17 protein-coding genes are annotated in these 17753 nt (G+C 65.0%); 9 read left to right on the plus strand and 8 right to left on the minus strand.

Translation table 11 applies throughout. The features are described from left to right. Positions 1-5 precede the first annotated feature (5 nt). From DFR29_RS07725 to DFR29_RS30485, 3 genes are all read right to left on the minus strand, one after another. Entirely contained in the window at positions 6-1439 is a 1434-nt protein-coding gene (locus tag DFR29_RS07725) for a heavy metal sensor histidine kinase (RefSeq protein ID WP_166653947.1), read from the minus strand. Then, positions 1417-2109, minus strand: coding sequence for a heavy metal response regulator transcription factor (locus tag DFR29_RS07730; protein ID WP_133818328.1), 693 nt, complete (start codon positions 2107-2109; stop codon positions 1417-1419). The genes DFR29_RS07725 and DFR29_RS07730 overlap by 23 nt, the downstream gene beginning before the upstream one ends. Before the next feature lie 304 nt (positions 2110-2413). Further along, complete coding sequence (locus DFR29_RS30485) at positions 2414-2818, minus strand: CopL family metal-binding regulatory protein (RefSeq protein ID WP_133818013.1); 405 nt, start codon at positions 2816-2818, stop codon at positions 2414-2416. A gap of 333 nt (positions 2819-3151) precedes the next feature. Between DFR29_RS30485 and DFR29_RS07740 the strand changes: the two genes are divergently transcribed. After that, entirely contained in the window at positions 3152-4552 is a 1401-nt protein-coding gene (locus DFR29_RS07740; protein WP_166653948.1) for a PepSY domain-containing protein, read from the plus strand. A gap of 15 nt (positions 4553-4567) precedes the next feature. Here DFR29_RS07740 and DFR29_RS07745 read toward each other — a convergent pair whose 3' ends face one another. Continuing rightward, positions 4568-6994 carry a heavy metal translocating P-type ATPase gene (locus DFR29_RS07745; RefSeq protein WP_279571516.1) on the minus strand — a complete coding sequence of 809 codons (2427 nt, stop codon included), beginning with the start codon at positions 6992-6994 and terminating at the stop codon, positions 4568-4570. Continuing rightward, entirely contained in the window at positions 6991-7395 is a 405-nt protein-coding gene (locus DFR29_RS07750; protein WP_133818015.1) for a heavy metal-responsive transcriptional regulator, read from the minus strand. The genes DFR29_RS07745 and DFR29_RS07750 overlap by 4 nt, the downstream gene beginning before the upstream one ends. 258 nt (positions 7396-7653) lie before the next feature. On the opposite strand from DFR29_RS07750, the gene DFR29_RS07755 reads away from it, so the two are divergent. From DFR29_RS07755 to DFR29_RS07790, 8 genes are all read left to right on the plus strand, one after another. Next, entirely contained in the window at positions 7654-8052 is a 399-nt protein-coding gene (locus tag DFR29_RS07755) for a CopL family metal-binding regulatory protein (RefSeq protein WP_133818016.1), read from the plus strand. A 117-nt stretch (positions 8053-8169) separates the two neighbouring features. Next, a complete protein-coding gene (locus DFR29_RS07760; protein ID WP_166653949.1) occupies positions 8170-10242 on the plus strand; it encodes a TolC family protein in 2073 nt (690 codons plus the stop codon). Further along, positions 10239-10571 (plus strand): hypothetical protein, encoded by a 333-nt coding sequence (locus DFR29_RS07765; protein ID WP_133818018.1) that lies wholly within the window; start codon positions 10239-10241, stop codon positions 10569-10571. Before DFR29_RS07760 ends, DFR29_RS07765 begins: the two co-directional genes overlap by 4 nt. Then, the gene (locus tag DFR29_RS07770) at positions 10571-11998 is read left to right on the plus strand and encodes a multicopper oxidase family protein (RefSeq protein ID WP_208113539.1); all 1428 of its coding nucleotides are present in this window, start codon (positions 10571-10573) and stop codon (positions 11996-11998) included. The genes DFR29_RS07765 and DFR29_RS07770 overlap by 1 nt, the downstream gene beginning before the upstream one ends. Before the next feature lie 3 nt (positions 11999-12001). Then, on the plus strand, positions 12002-13009 hold the full coding sequence (locus tag DFR29_RS07775; protein WP_133818019.1) for a c-type cytochrome: 1008 nt from the start codon (positions 12002-12004) through the stop codon (positions 13007-13009). 7 nt (positions 13010-13016) lie between these two features. Continuing rightward, complete coding sequence (locus tag DFR29_RS07780; protein WP_208113540.1) at positions 13017-13499, plus strand: DUF411 domain-containing protein; 483 nt, start codon at positions 13017-13019, stop codon at positions 13497-13499. A 184-nt stretch (positions 13500-13683) separates the two neighbouring features. After that, a complete protein-coding gene (locus tag DFR29_RS07785) occupies positions 13684-14127 on the plus strand; it encodes a DUF411 domain-containing protein (protein ID WP_166653950.1) in 444 nt (147 codons plus the stop codon). Between the two features lie 58 nt (positions 14128-14185). Beyond that, positions 14186-14536 (plus strand): four-helix bundle copper-binding protein, encoded by a 351-nt coding sequence (locus tag DFR29_RS07790; RefSeq protein ID WP_133818021.1) that lies wholly within the window; start codon positions 14186-14188, stop codon positions 14534-14536. A gap of 88 nt (positions 14537-14624) precedes the next feature. Here the strand turns inward: DFR29_RS07790 and DFR29_RS07795 are convergent, their stop codons facing one another. Genes DFR29_RS07795 through DFR29_RS07805 form a run of 3 tightly spaced genes read right to left on the minus strand, consistent with a single transcriptional unit; the run spans position 14625 to position 17450 of the window. Continuing rightward, positions 14625-15527 carry an NAD(P)/FAD-dependent oxidoreductase gene (locus DFR29_RS07795; protein WP_133818022.1) on the minus strand — a complete coding sequence of 301 codons (903 nt, stop codon included), beginning with the start codon at positions 15525-15527 and terminating at the stop codon, positions 14625-14627. A 19-nt stretch (positions 15528-15546) separates the two neighbouring features. Next, complete coding sequence (locus tag DFR29_RS07800; RefSeq protein WP_133818023.1) at positions 15547-16926, minus strand: PQQ-dependent sugar dehydrogenase; 1380 nt, start codon at positions 16924-16926, stop codon at positions 15547-15549. Beyond that, the gene (locus tag DFR29_RS07805) at positions 16923-17450 is read right to left on the minus strand and encodes a DUF305 domain-containing protein (protein ID WP_208113541.1); all 528 of its coding nucleotides are present in this window, start codon (positions 17448-17450) and stop codon (positions 16923-16925) included. The genes DFR29_RS07800 and DFR29_RS07805 overlap by 4 nt, the downstream gene beginning before the upstream one ends. Between the last annotated feature and the right edge of the window lie 303 nt (positions 17451-17753).

The following is a 17753-nucleotide window of genomic DNA, read 5'->3' on the forward strand; positions in this document are numbered from 1 at the left end:
GATCGCTATGCCGCGAAGGATGGTATATGGCCTTCCTTCGCGTCGGCGGGAAACTGCACCGCAAAGCGAGTAATGCCACCGAATGAGACCACGGATACGTCGCCGCCATGGGCCTGCACGATGGATTGACAGATCGCCAATCCGAGGCCCGCGCCCTCCTCCGTGCGCTGCCGCGAGGCGTTGCCCCGGTAGAAACGGTCGAAAATGCGCACAATCTGATCCGGCGGAATGGTCGGCCCGGGATTCTCGATCGTAATCGTCACTGCGCTCGTGCTGGTTGATACGCACACAACGATGGCCCCGCCGTCCGGCGTGTAGCGGATCGCATTGGTGAGGAGGTTGCCCAGTGCACGACGCAGCATCACCCGATCGCCGTGAATGTGTCCCTCGCCGTGTTGCACAAGACCGACACGGCGTTCGGAAGCCAACGCGTCGTAGTACTCAAACAGCGCCGCGACCTCGCTCGATAGTGTGACGACTTCGCGCGAGGGAATGATGAGGCCATGGTCAGCCTTGGCCAGAAACAGCATGTCAGCAATCATGCGTGCCAGATGCTCGTACTCCTCAAGATTGGAATACAGGATCTCGCGGTAGTCTTCCGCGCGGCGCGGTTTGGAGAGCGATACTTGCGTCTGCATCATGAGATTACTGATCGGCGTGCGCAGTTCATGCGCCAGATCGGAGGAAAAGTCCGTCAGCCGTTGCAACGCGTCACTGAGTCGATCGAGCATCGCGTTGAAGGCCTGCGCAAGGGGCCGTAGTTCGACCGGGATTTCTGCATCCGACAAGCGCTGGTGCAGGCGCTGCGCGGAGATGGATTCGGCGACGTCGGCCATGTCGCGAATGGGCAGCAGCCCACGCCGCGTCGCGACCCAGGCGAGCACGGACATCAGCAGCAGCGCAATACCACAAATTAGCGCTAGCTGGTAGTCGAATGAGGTCAGGAAATCCTGGTGGTGTGACGTGTCCGACGCGAGGTACACGAGCATATCGTGGCCTTTGCTGCCGGTGGGGACCCACGTCACCACGCCGCGAAACGAGGCATTGGCGCCATCCCAGGCGATGGGCTGGAACGGAACGTTGGCATCACGTGCGGGGCGCCAGGCACCGGGACCGACCGGAATCTCGGCATGGCCGCTCGCAAAGCGAAACGTACCGGCTGGATCTTCGACGCGTACCAATAGGCTGTGATGCCCCACCATGGCGTCGGCTAGGGTGCGAAAAATCAGCTCGTCGTTGGCCGGGGTTCGCCACGTTTCGAGAATGTGGCCCACGAGTTCAAGCTTGCCTTCCCAAGCTTTGCGGTCCTGTGACTCGAAATGGTGTTCGACCGAGGCGTGGATGAGCAGAGCAACCGTGATGAAAATCCCCGCCGCCAGCGTCGTGTACAACAGCGTGATGCGCCAAGCGATGGAGCTAAGCGGCGGAAGACGGGTCACTCTGACTCTCCAGGACATAGCCCATGCCGCGCACGGTATGAATCAAGCGCGTATCGAATCCGGTATCGACTTTCAAGCGTAGACGCTTCATCGCGACTTCCACGACGTTGGTATCGCTGTCGAAATTCATATCCCAGACTTGGGAGGCGATCAGCGTGCGCGGCAATATCTCGCCTTCGCGCCGCATCAGCAGTTCCAACAGTGCAAATTCCTTGGCGGTCAAATCGATCCGACGTCCGCCTCGAAACGCACGCCGACGCCGCACGTCCAATTCCAGATCGGCGACTTGCATCGTCTCACTGTCGCGGCCGGGATGCCGGCGCAACAGGTTGCGCACCCGGGCCAGTAGTTCAGCGAACGCAAAGGGTTTGACAAGGTAGTCATCGGCGCCGAGTTCTAGACCGTGTACGCGATCTTCGATCTGATCGCGTGCCGTCAAGAACATGACCGGCGTTTCTTTTCCGGCTTGGCGCAAGTTGCGCAAGAGCGACCATCCATCGCGCTGCGGCAACATGACGTCGAGTACGACCAAGTCATACTCGTCCTCGATCGCCAACTGCTCGCCGGACAGGCCGTCTTGCACCCAATCGGTCGTGAAGCCGGCTTCGGCCAGACCGCGTTTGAGGTAGTCGCCCGCCTTTCCTTCATCTTCGATCAGCAAAATTCTCATCGGACGTGCGCGTTTTTCGACGGATTGACGACAAAGATACCGCGTACGCGACGGTTTCATGACACCGCGCCGCGGTTCAATTGCAAACATGCGCCGCGTGTCGCGGCGAGACGATTGAGGCATGGGTTAACGAGACCCTGTGCGCACGAGTACGGCATGCACGAGACGACGAGTGCGCTCCTGGAGCGACACGGAAAAATCTTCATGACAACTCCACACACGCCCTATCGCGTTGAACGCGATGCGCGATAGACAGCTTGACGAGCCGGCGGCATGGCCGTTCCGGCGCTATAGCACGTGTCGGTCAGGCCGCGGGCGGTCGAAACGGCGGAGTGGGAGAAGGACGCGGGGCGTGTGCGGCCACCACGGTAAAGCGGACGTCCGTCAGGCGATAAGCGCTGAACACGCGGGGTGCGAGGGCGACGGCATGCGGCAGAACGCAGCCGCAGTGGCACTGCATACCATCACAACACCGGTCGTCTATCGCGGTTGGCGACGGCGACGTTTTTGCCCCGTGACGGGGGTGTTCACTCAAGCCGGATCGTTCCGACGTCGCCGCTGCGCGTTCCGCTGCGTGATGTGCGTGCGGTGCCGTGGGCGAGTCGCCGATTCGTGCATCGTGCGTCATCGCCGCCATAGTCAACGGCGCTGAAAATCCGTTGAGGACCAGCGTTAGGGTAAGCAGCCAGTGGATCAGCCATCGACTCATGCACTGACAAGAGTGCGTCGCGCACGCACAACTTGCAACCGTCGGTGGTTGTCGCCGCCCCACGCGATGGGCGACCGGGGAAAATCGGAACGACCGATCGAGGCGCGAAACTCGTGGTGCACTGGCTCATCGCCACATCGCGCATTCAATCCACAGACCCTCATCGCGCAGCGCAACACCGAGGACCGTTGCGTACAAGCTCAATGCGATCATGAAGACTATCGTTGGCGGATTTATGTCTCGCGATCGACGAGATCCCGTCGACCGCCGTGGTGGGTAGGAGCACGTGATCGGCACGCGGCTTCAAGGCATGGTTGGGTATCGGGAGTTCAGATGATTTCGCAACGCGCACTGCGGCAATGGCATCGTGCCTTGGGCTGGTTCGTGGGGTGGCAAGTCGTGGTATGGATGATGTCGGGCCTCTATATGTCCGCCGCACCCATTGACTGGATTCACGGTGACCACTGGGTGCATGAAGACGATCGTGTGCTGGAGGATCGTCCAGTCCTCTCGCTCGCAGCACTGCGCACGCAATTTCCCACGCTGACGGGATTCACGTTGAAGTCTCTTGCACAGCAGCCGGTATTCGAGATTCGCGATTCCACCGGCGTGCAGATCATCGATGCGCAAACCGGCGATCGCCTGTCGCCGCTGTTGGCCGATACGGTGCGTGCGTTGGCGCAAGCGCGCTTTACGGGCACACAAGCCGTGGTGTCAGTCGATTGGCTCGAGCATGCACCTGCCGAAGTCAGCACCCGTCCAGCCCCGCTGTGGCGCGTCACATTCGCTGGCGCCGCGAAGCCGACGTTGTACTACTCGCCCGAGACCGGCGAATTACTCGCGAAGCGATTTGCCGGTTGGCGCCTTTTCGACGCGTTGTGGATGCTCCACATCATGGACTATGCCACGCGCAGCGATGTCAACAATCCGCTGCTGCGCGCCGCCGCCGGCGTCGGCGTACTGTTCGCCGGCAGTGGCCTCCTGCTCTTGATCGTCGCTCGCCGCCGCCCGCGTCCCGGTCTTCGGTTGCCGGCGCGTCCCTGGCCGTATCGCCTGCATCGCGGGTTTGCTTGGGCGGTCGGGGTCCAACTCATTCTGTGGATCGGCAGTGGTTTGACCATGAGTCTGCTCGATCACTCGCTGGTCGACGGTTCGCGCTACGCCCGAGTTCCACCGTCCGCGGCGCCGATCGACCTCTCTTCCCTACTGGAACCCCAACAGGTACTGGCGCGACTGGGCCAACCGGTTCGTCGCCTCACGCTGCAATCCTCACCCCAGGGTCCGTTCTATCTCGTGCAGACGGCCGATGCGGTTCACCGATTCGATGCGCGCACCGGAGCACACGCACCGGTGGATGCCGCGGCCGCACTCGCTGTGGCGCAAGCCGACTATTTGGGGTCCGGCCAACTTCAAACACCCGAGTGGTTGCCGCAGGCCGATCAGGAAACCCGTGGGCATGCCGGTGCGTTCTGGCGCGTACCCATCGACGATTCGATCAACTCGACGCTGTACGTGTCGGCCGACAATGGCACCGTGGTGGAACGGCGCAACCGTATCTGGCGAATCTTTGATGTCGCTTGGATGCTGCACATCATGGACTATCGCCATCGCACGTCGTTCAACCATCCCCTGCTGATTCTCATGGCCTTGGGGGGTATCTGGCTCGTGGGTTCCGGAGTGTGGGTTGCCGCGCGCCGCTGGCGCAAGGAAAGCTCGGCCCGCCCGGCGCGGTAACGCCGGGAAATACCCTTAGGATCGCGTGCGCCCCAATCGCAAAGCATTGGTCACCACCGAGACCGAGCTTAAACTCATTGCGAGCGCTGCCAGCATCGGGCTCAGCACCCAGCCGAACAGCGGATAGAAAACACCGGCTGCTATCGGTACGCCGAGCGCGTTGTACAGAAATGCAAAACCCAGGTTCTGCTTCATATTGCGCACCGTCTCTTCGGAAATGGTCCTCGCCGCCAGGATGCGTCCGAGATCGCCCTTGACGAGCGTGACGGTGGCACTGGACATGGCCACATCGGTGCCGGTGCCCATGGCAATGCCGACATCGGCCGCGGCGAGTGCCGGGGCATCGTTCACACCGTCGCCGGCCATTGCCACGCGGCGGCCTTGTGCTTTCAGGCGCTCGACCAGAGCGACCTTGTCGGCTGGCTTGACCTCGCCGTGGACCTCGTCGATCGCCAACGTCTTGGCCACGGCCTGTGCCGTGGCCGCCGCATCGCCCGACGCCATGACGAGGTGGAACCCCGCGGCGCGTAACGCCGTCAACGCCGCGGGGGTAGACGCCTTGATGGGATCCGCGACGGCGACGGCACCGGCGAGCTCGCGGTCGATCGCGAGGAACATGACGGTAGCGCCGGACGTACGCAGGGCGTCGGCGCGCTCGGCCAACGGGGCGACGTCAGCACCGACGCTCGCCATCAGCGCGGCGTTGCCCAGGGCCAGCGCGCGATCGTCCACCCGGCCCACCACACCCTGACCCGTGATCGAAGAAAAATCGGCAGCCGTCGAGAGAGCGAGCGAACGCTGCTCGGCCTCGGCCAGGATCGCCGCGGCAAGCGGGTGTTCACTCCCCCGTTCCAGGCTTGCGGCGAACTGCACGACCTGCTGCTCGGTGTAGCCCGGGGCGACCATCACATCGCGAAATGCAGGGCGTCCTTCGGTCAGCGTCCCGGTCTTGTCGACAACGAGCGTGTCGATGGTGCGCAGGCGCTCGATCGCTTCTGCGTCGCGGAACAGCACGCCGGCGTGCGCAGCGCGCCCAGTGGCAACCATGATCGACATCGGTGTGGCGAGCCCGAGCGCGCACGGACACGCGATGATGAGCACCGAGACAGCATTCAGGACGGCATAGGTCCATGAGGGCTCCGGGCCAAAGAGGCCCCAGCCGAGGAAGGTTGCGATCGCCGCGGCCAGCACGGCCAATACGAACCAGTAGGCAACGGTGTCGGCCATGCGCTGCATCGGCGCGCGTGAGCGCTGCGCTTGAGCGACGAGCTGCACGATCTGCGCGAGTACCGTGGCAGACCCGACCTGGTCGGCCCGAATGACCAAGCTGCCGGTACCGTTAAGGGTCGCGCCGATGACCCGCGCGTCGGGCACTTTTTCGATCGGCAGCGACTCGCCGGTCAACATCGACTCATCCACGCTCGAGCGGCCGTCGAGTACCGTGCCGTCAACCGGAATTTTTTCGCCGGGTCGCACGCGCAGGCGGTCGCCCGGATGCACCTGCTCAAGCGCGATGTCCTCTTCGCTGCCATCGGCACTCACACGGCGGGCCGTCTTGGGCGCCAAGCGCAGAAGCGCTTTGATCGCGACGGAGGTCGCCGAGCGCGCGCGCAGTTCCAAGAGCTGCCCCAGCAAGGTCAGCGACACGATGACCGCGGCAGCCTCGAAGTAAACGCCGACCCGCCCGTGTTCGCGGAAGGAATCAGGAAAGAGCCCGGGCGCCAGCGTGGCCACAACGCTGTAGCCGTAGGCTGCGGCCACGCCGATGCCGATCAGAGTCCACATGTTCGGGCTACGAAGGCGCAGCGAGGCGATACACCGCTCGAAGAAGGGCCAGCCGGCCCACAGTACGACCGGGGTGGCCAATACCAGCTCCAGGCCCGTGCGCAGCTCGGTCGACAACCCTGTCAGTCGGTGGCCGAGCATCGCCAGCCCCAACACGATGAGCGTCAGCGGCAACGACCCGATAAAGCGCCGACGGAAGTCGGTGAGTTCCGGCAACTCGCCGTCGTCCTCGCTCGGCATGACCGGTTCGAGTGCCATGCCACAGATCGGGCATGCCCCGGGGCCTTCCTGGACGATTTGCGGGTGCATCGGACAGGTGTAGGTCGTGCCCGGTGGTGCGGGGATCGCTGGGGCGGCGGTCTCGGTCGACAGATAGCGCGCCGGATCGGCCACAAATTTGGTACGGCAGCCCGCCGAGCAGAAGTGATAGTCGTGGCCAGCGTGGTGCGCGTGGTGCGGCGAGTCCGCGTCGACTGTCATGCCGCAAACCGGATCGTGCTCGGCTTCGCGCGGGGCGCCCCGGGTCGGGGCATGGGCAGGGTCATGAGCGCCGTGGCGGACGGCCGCCGCCGCCGCGGCGTGGCCGCCCACGGAGGCTGGGGATGATGGCGAGTGCGGCGCGTGGCAGCACGCGGGTTTATGGGAAGGGGCGGTCATGGCAGGTCCTCCTGCGACAAGGCGTTGAGTATCGGGCAGGCGTCCGCCCGGCCGTGGCCGGGGCACGCCGTGATGAGGGTTTGCAGTCCGGTGCGGATGCGGGTCAGTTCGGTGATGCGCTGATCGACGTCGGCGAGTTTGTCGATGGCGGCACGTTTGACCTGGGCGATATCGGCGTTGTCGCTCAAGGCGAGCAGCGTCCGAATGTCCTCGAGCGAAAAGCCCAAGGATTTGGCGCGCCGGATGAAATGCAGGCGCTTGAGTTCGGTCTGCGTGTAGTGCCGGTAGCCCGAGGCCGAGCGTTGCGCGGGCGCAAGCAGTTGGCCGCGCTCGTAGTAGCGGACGGTGTCGATGGCCACCCCGGCACGTTTGGCCAATTCGCCAATGGTAAAGCTCGTCATGGTTGCGCCTCCGGTGACACATCGATTGCGTGAGGAGACAGTGTGCAGTCTGGACCCGGGTCCAGAGTCAAGCGCTGTTCGCGGGCGCTCGGTACTTGCGTTTACGTGGGGGCTCAACCTGCGCCGTACACCGGACGCAGACTAAGGCGCGGTGCGCACTGGGACCGTCGGTGATGCCGTAGGAGCGCTGACGGCTACTTGAAACTTGTGGCACCGGCGCGCAGTCTATGCGCCGTCCTCGTCGTTCGTGGAGAGCGCGTGCTTCGCACCGCCACCAACATTCTTCTCGCGATCGTGTTGTGCCTGAACGGGTTTCTCATGCCCGTGGCGATGGCACAGCATCACGTCGCGTCGGAGAAGGCGAGTGCGGCGGTCGCCGACGCCCCGTGCCATGGCGATGCAGCGGTACCGGACATGGCGATGGGCGATACGTCCGGACATGCACAGCACGGTGAAAAAGCCCCTGCTTCCAAGCACAGCACCCCGTCGTGCTGCACCCACGGCCAATGTGCCTGCGGCTGCCTGTTGTCGGCCAGCGCCGCGCCCGCCATGGGCGTGAACGTGCGTCCGCAGCGCGCAACGAAAGACCGCGACTTCTCCCGCCCCCACCTGACCGCCTCGCGGTACACGGTGCCTTTGCGACCTCCGATCGCCTAAGCGTTGGCTAGCAGCCCGACCGGGCTGCCGATGCGGTGCGCATATGTGCACTGTCACTCTTTTCGCATGTGCGCGAGACCGCCCGGTGTCGCGACGCGTGCCTGCCAACGAGTCGAGATGATGGAACGAATGATGTTGCGGCTGCCGCTGGCGGCCGCGTTGACGATCCTTGCGGGTTGCGTCGGGGTGTCGCGACGGGAGGGAGCCGATCGCGTCCAAACGCTGTTGAACGAACGCGTACCCAGCGCGGTGCAATGGCGCACCGACCCCGAAGGTGCTGTGGCAATCGATGCGCGTGTGGCCGAACTGACCGCCGCGAAAATTACGCCCGCCACGGCGTTTCAAGTCGCCCAGCTGCGCAATCCACGTATGGCGGCGGAGTACGCGCGATTGGGCTTGGCACAAGCGGACGTGGTCGAGGCCAGCCGCATTGGCAATCCAACCTTCAGCGGTTCCGCGCTCAAGGACGGCGGCCCGTCAAAGATCGCCACCGGACTCACGGCGCCGCTCGCGGATTTGTTGCTGCTACCCGCCCGGCGTCGCCTGGCGGCGGGCGAGTACGAGCGCGCCCAACAGACGATTGCGGCGGATCTCGTGAATCTTGCCGCGGATGTGGAAGTACAGTGGTACGAGGCCGCCGGCGCCGAACAGGTGGCGCTCATGCGCGAAGCTGTCGCCACGGCCGCCGCGACTTCCGCGGAACTCGCCCAGCGCTTCTTCGACGCGGGCAACATCAGCGCGCTGGAGCTCAAGCTCGAGCAGGCCGCGGCGAGTCAAGCGCGCATTGCCGCGCTCTCGGCGCGGGCGAACGCGACACGCGAGCGCCTGGCGCTCAATACGCACATGGGCCTGTCCGGCGCGCAAGCCGCGCAGTGGCAGATGGACGTGCCGCTCGCGGCCCCGGTGCCAGCCGAGGACGGGCTGGAAACGCTGCGGTCCCTGGCCTTCGAACAGCGGCTCGATTTGGCCGCCGCGCGGCGCGAGGTCGAATTGCTCGGCAGCGCGCTGGGCTTGGCGCGACGCTGGCGCCTTTTGGGTGCGGTCGATGTCGGCGTGGAGCGCGAGAAGGAAACGGACGGATCGAAGCTGACCGGCCCGACGTTGTCGTTGGCCATACCGCTCTTCAACCAGGGTCAAGCAGCGATCGCGCGTGCGCAAGCGCAGTGGGAATTGGCCAAGAGCGCACTGGCTCAGCGGGAACTGGAAATCGACAACGACGTTCGGCTGGGAATGGAAGGTGTCAACGCGCAGCGAGGGATCGTCGAGCAGTACCGGACCGCGCTCGTTCCGCAGCGCGAAGCCGTCGTAGCGCGCCAGGTCGAACGGCTCAACTACATGCTGATTGGCGCGTTCGAACTGTTGCTGGCCAAGCAACAGGAATACGACGCCTACCAGGGCTACCTGGAAGCCGTGCGCGACTACTGGGTGGCGCGGGTGGAACTGGGCCGCGCGATCGGGGCGCGACTGCCAAGCGCCGCGACCGTGAACGCGCGCACGATCGGGGTCGACGCCATTTTGACCCCCTCCGCGCCGAACGGTGCGGGCCACGGTGGTCATGGTGGCCAGGGCGCTGCGATGCCTGGGATGAATCACGGCGGCCACGACATGTCGTCGATGAAGCCGGCCCCCACGCCGTCGCCAACCGCGGGCTCCGTCCGCGACGACGGCATGCAGGGGATGGATCACGCTGGCCACGACATGTCGTCGATGAAGCCGGCGCCTACGCCGTCGCCAACCCAGAGCCCAGCCCGCGACGACGGCATGCAGGGCATGGACCACACTGGTCATGACATGTCGTCGATGAAGCCGGCTTCCGACCCAGTCAACGCAGCGTCGCCTCGCGACGACGGCACACAGGACATGGATCACGCCGGTCACGACATGCCGATGAAGGCGACACCACCGCCTGCCCGTGACGCCCCACCCAAGAAACACTCGCGCGGGTCGAACGCCGCGAAGAAGCCGACCTCGCCGCCGGCGACCGAACGTCCGAAAGACGACGACGGCATGCCCGGTATGGATCACGGCCAGGACAACGCCACCCCTACCCCCGCACCGGCGCGCGAAGACGACAGGCGCACATCGTCATCACCCGGCCCCTCTTCCACCGCCCGAACGATCGGGCATACGGCGCTGCTCGGTGCCGTGACCGTTTCACTGACCGTACCTTCCTTCGGAGATCACCCATGAATACCGCTTCCCTGCGTATTGCGCTTGCCCTGATTGGCCTGACGTTCGCGCTGAACGTGTCGGCGCACGACCCCAAAGAGCACGAAAAAGAGGCGGCCGCGGCCAAGGCCAAGCCCGACTGCGCCAAGTTGAAAACCATGGACACGTCCAAAATGGACCCGAACGACCCGGTCATGAAGGCCATGATGGCCAAGTGCGCCAAGGCCGATGCGGCCGGCGCGGCGCAAGGTCACGGTGACGGGCACGCGCCGGCCAAGGACGCGGTGAAAGACCCGAAAAAAGACGACAAGAACGCACCGACGTCGACCGACGATCACGGGGGGCACTGATGACCTCACGACGCGACCTGTTGCAATGGATGGGCGTAGGCGGCGCGGGCCTGTTGGCCGGCGCGGTGAAGCCCGCCCAGGCGCAACACCCCGCCGGCCACACGCCGGCGGCCTCGCCCGGTCCCCGCGATGCCGCTCCGCCGCCGCGTGCGGCGGCCGGTTACCGGCCCGTGCGCACGCTCAACGGGTGGACGCTGCCTTTCCGCATGAATGACGGCGTCAAGGAATTCCACTTGGTGGCCGAGGAGATCGAGCACGAGTTCGCACCGGGCTCGCGCGCCTTGTGTTGGGGCTACAACGGCACGTCACCTGGGCCGACGATCGAAGCGGTCGAAGGCGATCGCGTGCGGTTGTTCGTGACGAATCGGCTGAAAGAGCCAACCTCGGTGCATTGGCACGGCATCGATTTGCCCAACGGGTTCGATGGCGTGGCCGGTCTCAACCAGCCGCACATACTGCCCGGCGAGACCTTCGTCTACGAATACACGCTCAAGCAGCACGGTACGCACATGTACCACCCTCACGCCGATGAGATGACCCAGATGGCCTTCGGCATGATGGGCTTGTTCATCATTCATCCGCGTGCCGGTGAAGAAGAACCGATCGACCGCGACTACGCGTTCCTGCTGCACAACTGGGCGCTGCACCCGGGCACGTATCGCCCGGACCCCAGCATCATGCAGGATTTCGATTTGTGGACGTTCAACTCGAAGGTGTTCCCCGCGATCGAGCCGCTGGTGATGCGTACGGGCGAGCGGCTGCGCATCCGGATCGGCAATTTATCCATGTGGAACCATCCGATCCACATGCATAGCAATCCATTCTGGGTGACCGGGTCGGACGCGGGCCGGTGGCCGCGATCGCAATGGCGGCGGGAGGTCACCGAGATCATCGGCGTCGGGCAGATGCGCGATTTGGAGTTCGTGGCGACCGAGCCGGGTGATTGGGCACTGCACTGCCACATGGCGCATCACACGATGGGGCCGATGGGCCACGGCATCCCGAACCCGACCGGTGTCGATCAGCGCGGCGTGGAAGCCCAGATTCGGCAGTTGCTGCCTGGCTACATGGCCATGGGCGAAAACGGCATGTCGGAGCATTCCGAGCACGTGGCGATGGGCCTGACGGGCCCGGAGAACACGTTGCCGATGATGGCCGGCCAAGGCCAGTTCGGGCCGATCGAAATGGGCGGCATGTTCACCGTGGTCAAGGTCCGCGACGACCTGGCGGCCGGAGATTTTCGCGATCCGGGTCCGTACCGCTATCCGAAGGACAAGATCGCACGCCGCGTGAGCAGCGATGTCGATTTCGGTCAGCCTCATCGGCGTACTCCCTACGGCCCCGCTCGGGCGACACGACCGGCCCCGGCAACGGACCCAATGCCGGCGATGGATCACTCACAACACGGCAAACCTACGGGAGGCTAGCGCATGAAAACGCTCAAGGTGATCCTCGTTTTGGCACTCGTTGGCGGACTGGGCGCGCTGGGATTTTTATACTCGGGGTTGTATCCCATCGGCGCCGATACGCCGCACAACGCACTGACGTATTGGGGTTTGGAAACGTTGCGGGAACGCTCGATCGCCCGCGCCAGCGCCGATCTGAAGGTGCCCGCACTGGACGATCCATCCATGCTCCTGGCAGGCGGAGCAGACTACAACGACATGTGCGCGTCGTGCCATTTGAAGCCGGGCAAGACCACGTCCGACATGGCCCAAGGGCTTTATCCGAAGCCGCCGAATCTGTCCAAGCCCGCCTCCCAGCAGGCTCCGTTGACGAAGGACTTGGCGGAAGGCGCAGCGGCGCGGCAGTTCTGGATCATCAAGCATGGCATCAAGGCATCGGCCATGCCCGCCTGGGGGCCTACGCACGATGACGCGCGCATCTGGGCCATGGTGGCGTTCCTGCAGAAGCTGCCGACCCTGACGGCGGATCAGTACCAGATCCTGACCGCTCGTGAAGGCAACGAACCGATGGATCATGAGGGTATGGACATGGGCGCTGCGGCGTCCCCAGCGAGCGCTGCAGAGCCGGCACCATCGCACGGTGCGCAAGGCGCGAACGAACCCACGGCTGTCGTGGAACAGTTTCAGAAAGCCTTGTCGACGGGCGACACCGCGGCGGCGGCAGGACTTCTCGACCCTGAGGTCAAGATCTTCGAGAGCGGCGGCATCGAGCGCTCCAAAGCCGAATACGCCTCGCACCACCTCACCAGCGACGCGGCTTTCCTGAAGACGGCGACGCTGGCGCTTCAGTCGCGCACTGGTGATGCGGTCGGCGATCTGGCCTGGGTCGGCAGCGAATCGCGCATCACCGCGTCGGTGAAGAACAAGCCCGTCGATCTCATCAGCACCGAAACCATGGTGCTCAAGAAGACGCCGCAGGGCTGGCGCATTGTGCACATCCACTGGTCGTCCCGACCCAACAAGACCTCGTGAGGCTGTGATGAATCTTTTGCTGCGATGGGCAAGCTCGCTGAGCCTGCTCTTGATTCTTTCCGCCGGCCCCGTGTCGGCGCAATCGTCGTCGACGGCCGCGACCGCGGCCAGCGCTCACGTGGTGGTGCACAAGAGTCCGACCTGCGGATGCTGCACGAAGTGGGTGGAACACCTGCGGTCGAACGGTTTCACGGTGGAGGTACACGATGAGGCCGATGTCGCGCCGAGCAAACGCCGTTTGGGGGTGCCGGCACCGATGGCGTCGTGCCACACCGCCGAGGTCGGCGGGTACTTCGTGGAAGGGCATGTGCCGGCGGCCGACATCCGGCGTCTGCTGACGCAGCGACCCGCGATTCGAGGACTCGCCGTGCCGGGCATGCCAGCCGGCTCGCCCGGCATGGAACTCCCAGACGGCCGGGTCGCACCCTATACCGTGCACCAGGTTGACGGCGACGGCACCGTCAGCGACTTCGCGCGACACGGTCAATGACACCGCCGCTAGTGCCGGCGTTGGCGCGAGTGGTTTCGACGAGGCTCGGGAATCGTTCCCCACGATCCGTGGGCACTCGTCGATGAGGCGCCGCACCGACCCACGCTGGAGCGCGACGACGCAACGCTCTCCCGTGAGGCGTCGTCCCCTCTCCCTCCTAGCGCTCGCGGGGGTCGGTGCGGCTATGCTGATCGTCCTGGCCGCGTTGCTCGTGCTGGGGCGCGGTCTCCCGGTGCGCGGTGACATCACGGTGTTCCGGCGGCCGGGCTGCTTATGTTGCCTGGCGTGGGTAACGCGGTTGCGCGAGGCGGGGTTTCGCGTCGCGGTGCAGGAAGAGCCGCACCTGGGCGCCCTGCGGCGACGCCTGGGCATACCGGAGGCCAAAGCCAGTTGCCATACGGCGCTGACCCGCGAGGGCTACGTGATCGAGGGTCACGTGCCGCCGCAGGACATACGGCGCTGGCTGCAAGAACACCCTGCCCTGCGCGGCTTGGCGGTACCGGGCATGCCAGCCGGTTCGCCGGGCATGGAAAGTGCCGTTGCCGAAGCTTATGACGTGTGGGCCCTGTCGCCGCGCGGGGAAGCCACGGTATACGCCCACCACCCTGCCGTTCCGTCGCTGCCGTGATGCACCTTCCTTCGGCACCGCGAGGCGTCGCAGGGGCTGTTGTCCCGCCCGAGGCACCATGCTCCGTTTCCTGAATTCGTCGCCGGAGTCCGCCACGGCACGGGCGGTCGAAGCCTGCCTGCGGTGCTACAGCACTTGCATGAGCGCGGGTCTTTTGCCCTATCAAGGCGCCAGCGAGGCCTGGCTGGACGACGAACTGCGCCAGCTCCTGATCGTCACGGCAGAACTGTGCAAAGTGACCGCGAAATACCTTCGGATCGGCAATCCCGAAGCGATTGCGTTGTGCGACGCGTGCGCCCAGGTGTGTGAGACCTGCGCGAGCGCTTGCGAGGCTCGCGGCGCGTTGACCGAGTGCGCCCGGGACTGCCGCCTCTGCGTGGTGCACGCGCGCGACGCAGCGCAGGCCTAGGCACTGAGGAGCGGATCGGGTCCGCGCGGGGTACACATCCGCAGCCTGACCGACACACCGCACCGACTGCGGTACAGGACGGCGCTGATCAACGCGGATTGCTGCCCAGCCGGTGATGGATCGCGGTCGCGGCAATCGCGGCGTGAGCCATCCCCACCGTCATCTGGTTCAAGGCTTTGACCAGATCCCCCGCGGCGTAGAGCCCGGGGACGGACGTACTTTGGTGCGCATCCACGAAGAGCTCGCCCTGCTCGTCGCAGCGGGCGCCCAGCCCAGTGGCCAGGTGAGAACGGGCCGCGCAGCCCACGAGCGGATAGACCGTGTCGAAATCGGCCACCGAACCATCGGCGAACTGCACCAGAACGGCGGAGGGCGTGTCGCGGACGGCGGTGATCGGCTGGTCGATGATCAGCACGTCCAGAGTATGCAGGCGACCGCGGTCCTGGGTGGACAATGCACCGCCGCCTGGCGCCAGAATGAGCGTCAGGTCCCGGGTGTAGGTGCGCAGGAATTCCGCATGGCCCAGTGCCGTCGCCGCCGATGCGATGAGGCCTACGCGCCTGTCGCGGACTTCATAGGCATCGCAGATCGGACACCAGCGCACCAAACCGTCGAGCGTCATCGCACGCCATTGGGCCGGGGGCGCGCCGGGCGGCAGCTGATCGATCACACCCGTAGCCAGGAGCACCGTCGTGGCGTGCCGATGCTCTTCACCGAGGGTTGCGACAAAGCTGCCCCCGTCACTACGCAGCGTATCCACCGTGGCATGCTCGATGGGTACACCGACGTGGGCAACCTGACGGCGCAATCGCAGCAGCAGGGCTTCCCCACCGATGCCCTCAGGAAACCCCGGCAGATTGTGCGACACGGGGATCTGTGCAGCGCGGCTGGCGTTCGCATCGATGACCGTGCACGAGCGCCCAAATCGCGCTAGATACAGCGCCGCCGTGAGGCCTGCCGGGCCGCCGCCTACGATCAGGCAATCGAGCATCGCCCCCTCCCTGCGTGCCTCATGGGGCGGCCGGATCCGTGTCGACCCGCCAGATCACGTTGCCGACGTCATCGGCTACCAGCAGGGCACCATCGTGGGCCAGGTGTACGCCGGCCGGACGCCCCCGCGCGTTGCCTTGGGCATCGAGAAATCCGTCCAGGACAACCGTGGGCGAGCCGCTGGGGCGGCCGTTGGCAAAAGGCACGAAAATGACGCGATAGCCGACCGGCGGTTTGCGGTTCCAGGAGCCGTGCTGTCCGATGAAGGCGCCGGCGTGATAGCGCGCTGGCAACGTGCGAGTCGTGGTGAACGCAAGCCCCAGCGAGGCGGTATGGGCGCCCAACGCGTAGTCGGGGACGCGGGCGCCGGCGACGAGATCCGGGCGTTGCGGTTCGACGCGTGCATCGATGTGGTCGCCAAAATAGCTGTACGGCCAGCCGTAGAAGGCGTTTTCGACCACGTGCGTCAAATAGTCGGGAACCAGATCGTTGCCCAGTTCATCGCGCTCGTTGACGACAGTCCACAAGTCCCCAGTGACCGGTTCAAAGTCCAGTCCTACGGGATTGCGCAGACCACTGGCAAATACCCGCGCGCTGCGTTGCTCGGGATCGATCTGCAGCACCGCGGCGCGATTCACTTCCTTGTCCATGCCGCCCTCGGCGACGTTGCTGTTGGAACCGACACCCACGTAAAGGCGCGTTCCGTCCGCGCTGGCCACCAGACTCTTGGTCCAATGGTGGTTGAGCGGACCTGGCCCGTGGGGCAGCGGCAGAACCATTTCCACGGCGCTGGCCGCGGTGACGTCGCCCTCGTGGTAGGGCACCCGTACCAGTGCATCCGCGTTGGCGATGTACAACGTCTGGTCAATGAGCGCCATTCCGAATGGCGAATTCAAGTCATGGGCGAAGACGTGACGCTGCTCGGCCACGCCGTCGCCGTCGGCATCGCGCAGCAGCGTGATGCGATTGGGGCTGGGCACGCCCGCGCCCGCGCGCTTCATCACGGCTTTCATAACGGCACCTTTGATGCCTTTGGTGGCGCGCGAATCGGGCGGCGCATTGCTTTCCGCGACGAGCACGTCGCCGTTGGGCAGCACGAGCAGCCAACGCGGATGATCGAGCCCGCGCGCATACGCGCGCACCCTCAGTCCGGCCGCTGCGACGGGCGCCTGATCCGCTGACCAGCCGACGGCCGGCGCAATATCGATCACCGGGATCACGGAAGGGGCCGGTGGCGGAAGGCTGGGGCTTACGCCGGTGGACTCCATCAACGGACGCGATGCGGGCGCGCATGCAGCCAAGCTCGCCGCGGCAACAACGACGGCGTACGGCCAAACGTACCCGGGCAGCCGAGAGGACTCGCCTCGCGACCTAGACGGATCGACGATGTTCGGCCTCATTGCCCTTGCCGCTCGGCCGCCAGCAATGCCTGCATCTGCGCAATCTCGGCGCGCTGGGAGCGCTGGATGTCGCCGCATAGAGTGCGGATCTCCGGTGAGGTGATCGCCGCCTCTTCGCACATGAGAATGGCACCGGCGTGGTGCGGAATCATCGAGCGCAGGAACTGCGAATCGCCAATGCCCCATTGGTAGCGAACACCAAACCAACCCACGCCGACGACGACTACGGCAATGGCAGCCAACAGAGCGTTGAGTTTGGGGTCTGGGTACATCTTCCACATAAACGCCAGTTCGATGAGGACCATGGCCCCAGCCATAAGAGCAGCCATGTAGACCTGATTCAGGTTGCTCAGGACGTGCGCAAAACGATCGACCATCACATACATCAGCGCGAACATCGCGACGAACGAGGCCGCAACCATGGCAGCAAAGCGGGGGTAATGGTTTTTCGTGCCGCTCATCCGGTGTTCGGCGTGAGAAGAGGCGCTTGGCGGTGCTGCGTGCGCAGCGTGCGGGGTTTTCATGAGAGGCGCTCCTTGCGTGAGAAACGTGGGTCGGATGCCGGCGGTTTGCACCTCCGTAGTGGTCGAATGCAGGGCGCATACCAACTCGGCGCAGGCAAGCAACACGACGCGCGCCCGCAGTCTGCGCGAGACCCGCGCGGTTTCAAACGACTATTCCGCAACACATTTCGGTGAGCCAGGAACGCATTTAATATCCAGAGATTGGAGCCAACTCCAGACTTCTATACGGCCAAACTCGGTCGCCTGTGACCGCGCAATGCACGGCGGCCCCATGGCTTCATGGCAAATTGCGACGGCGAGCGG

The organism is Tahibacter aquaticus (assembly GCF_004363655.1).
In the GTDB taxonomy this organism is placed as follows: Bacteria; Pseudomonadota; Gammaproteobacteria; order Xanthomonadales; family Rhodanobacteraceae; genus Tahibacter; species Tahibacter aquaticus.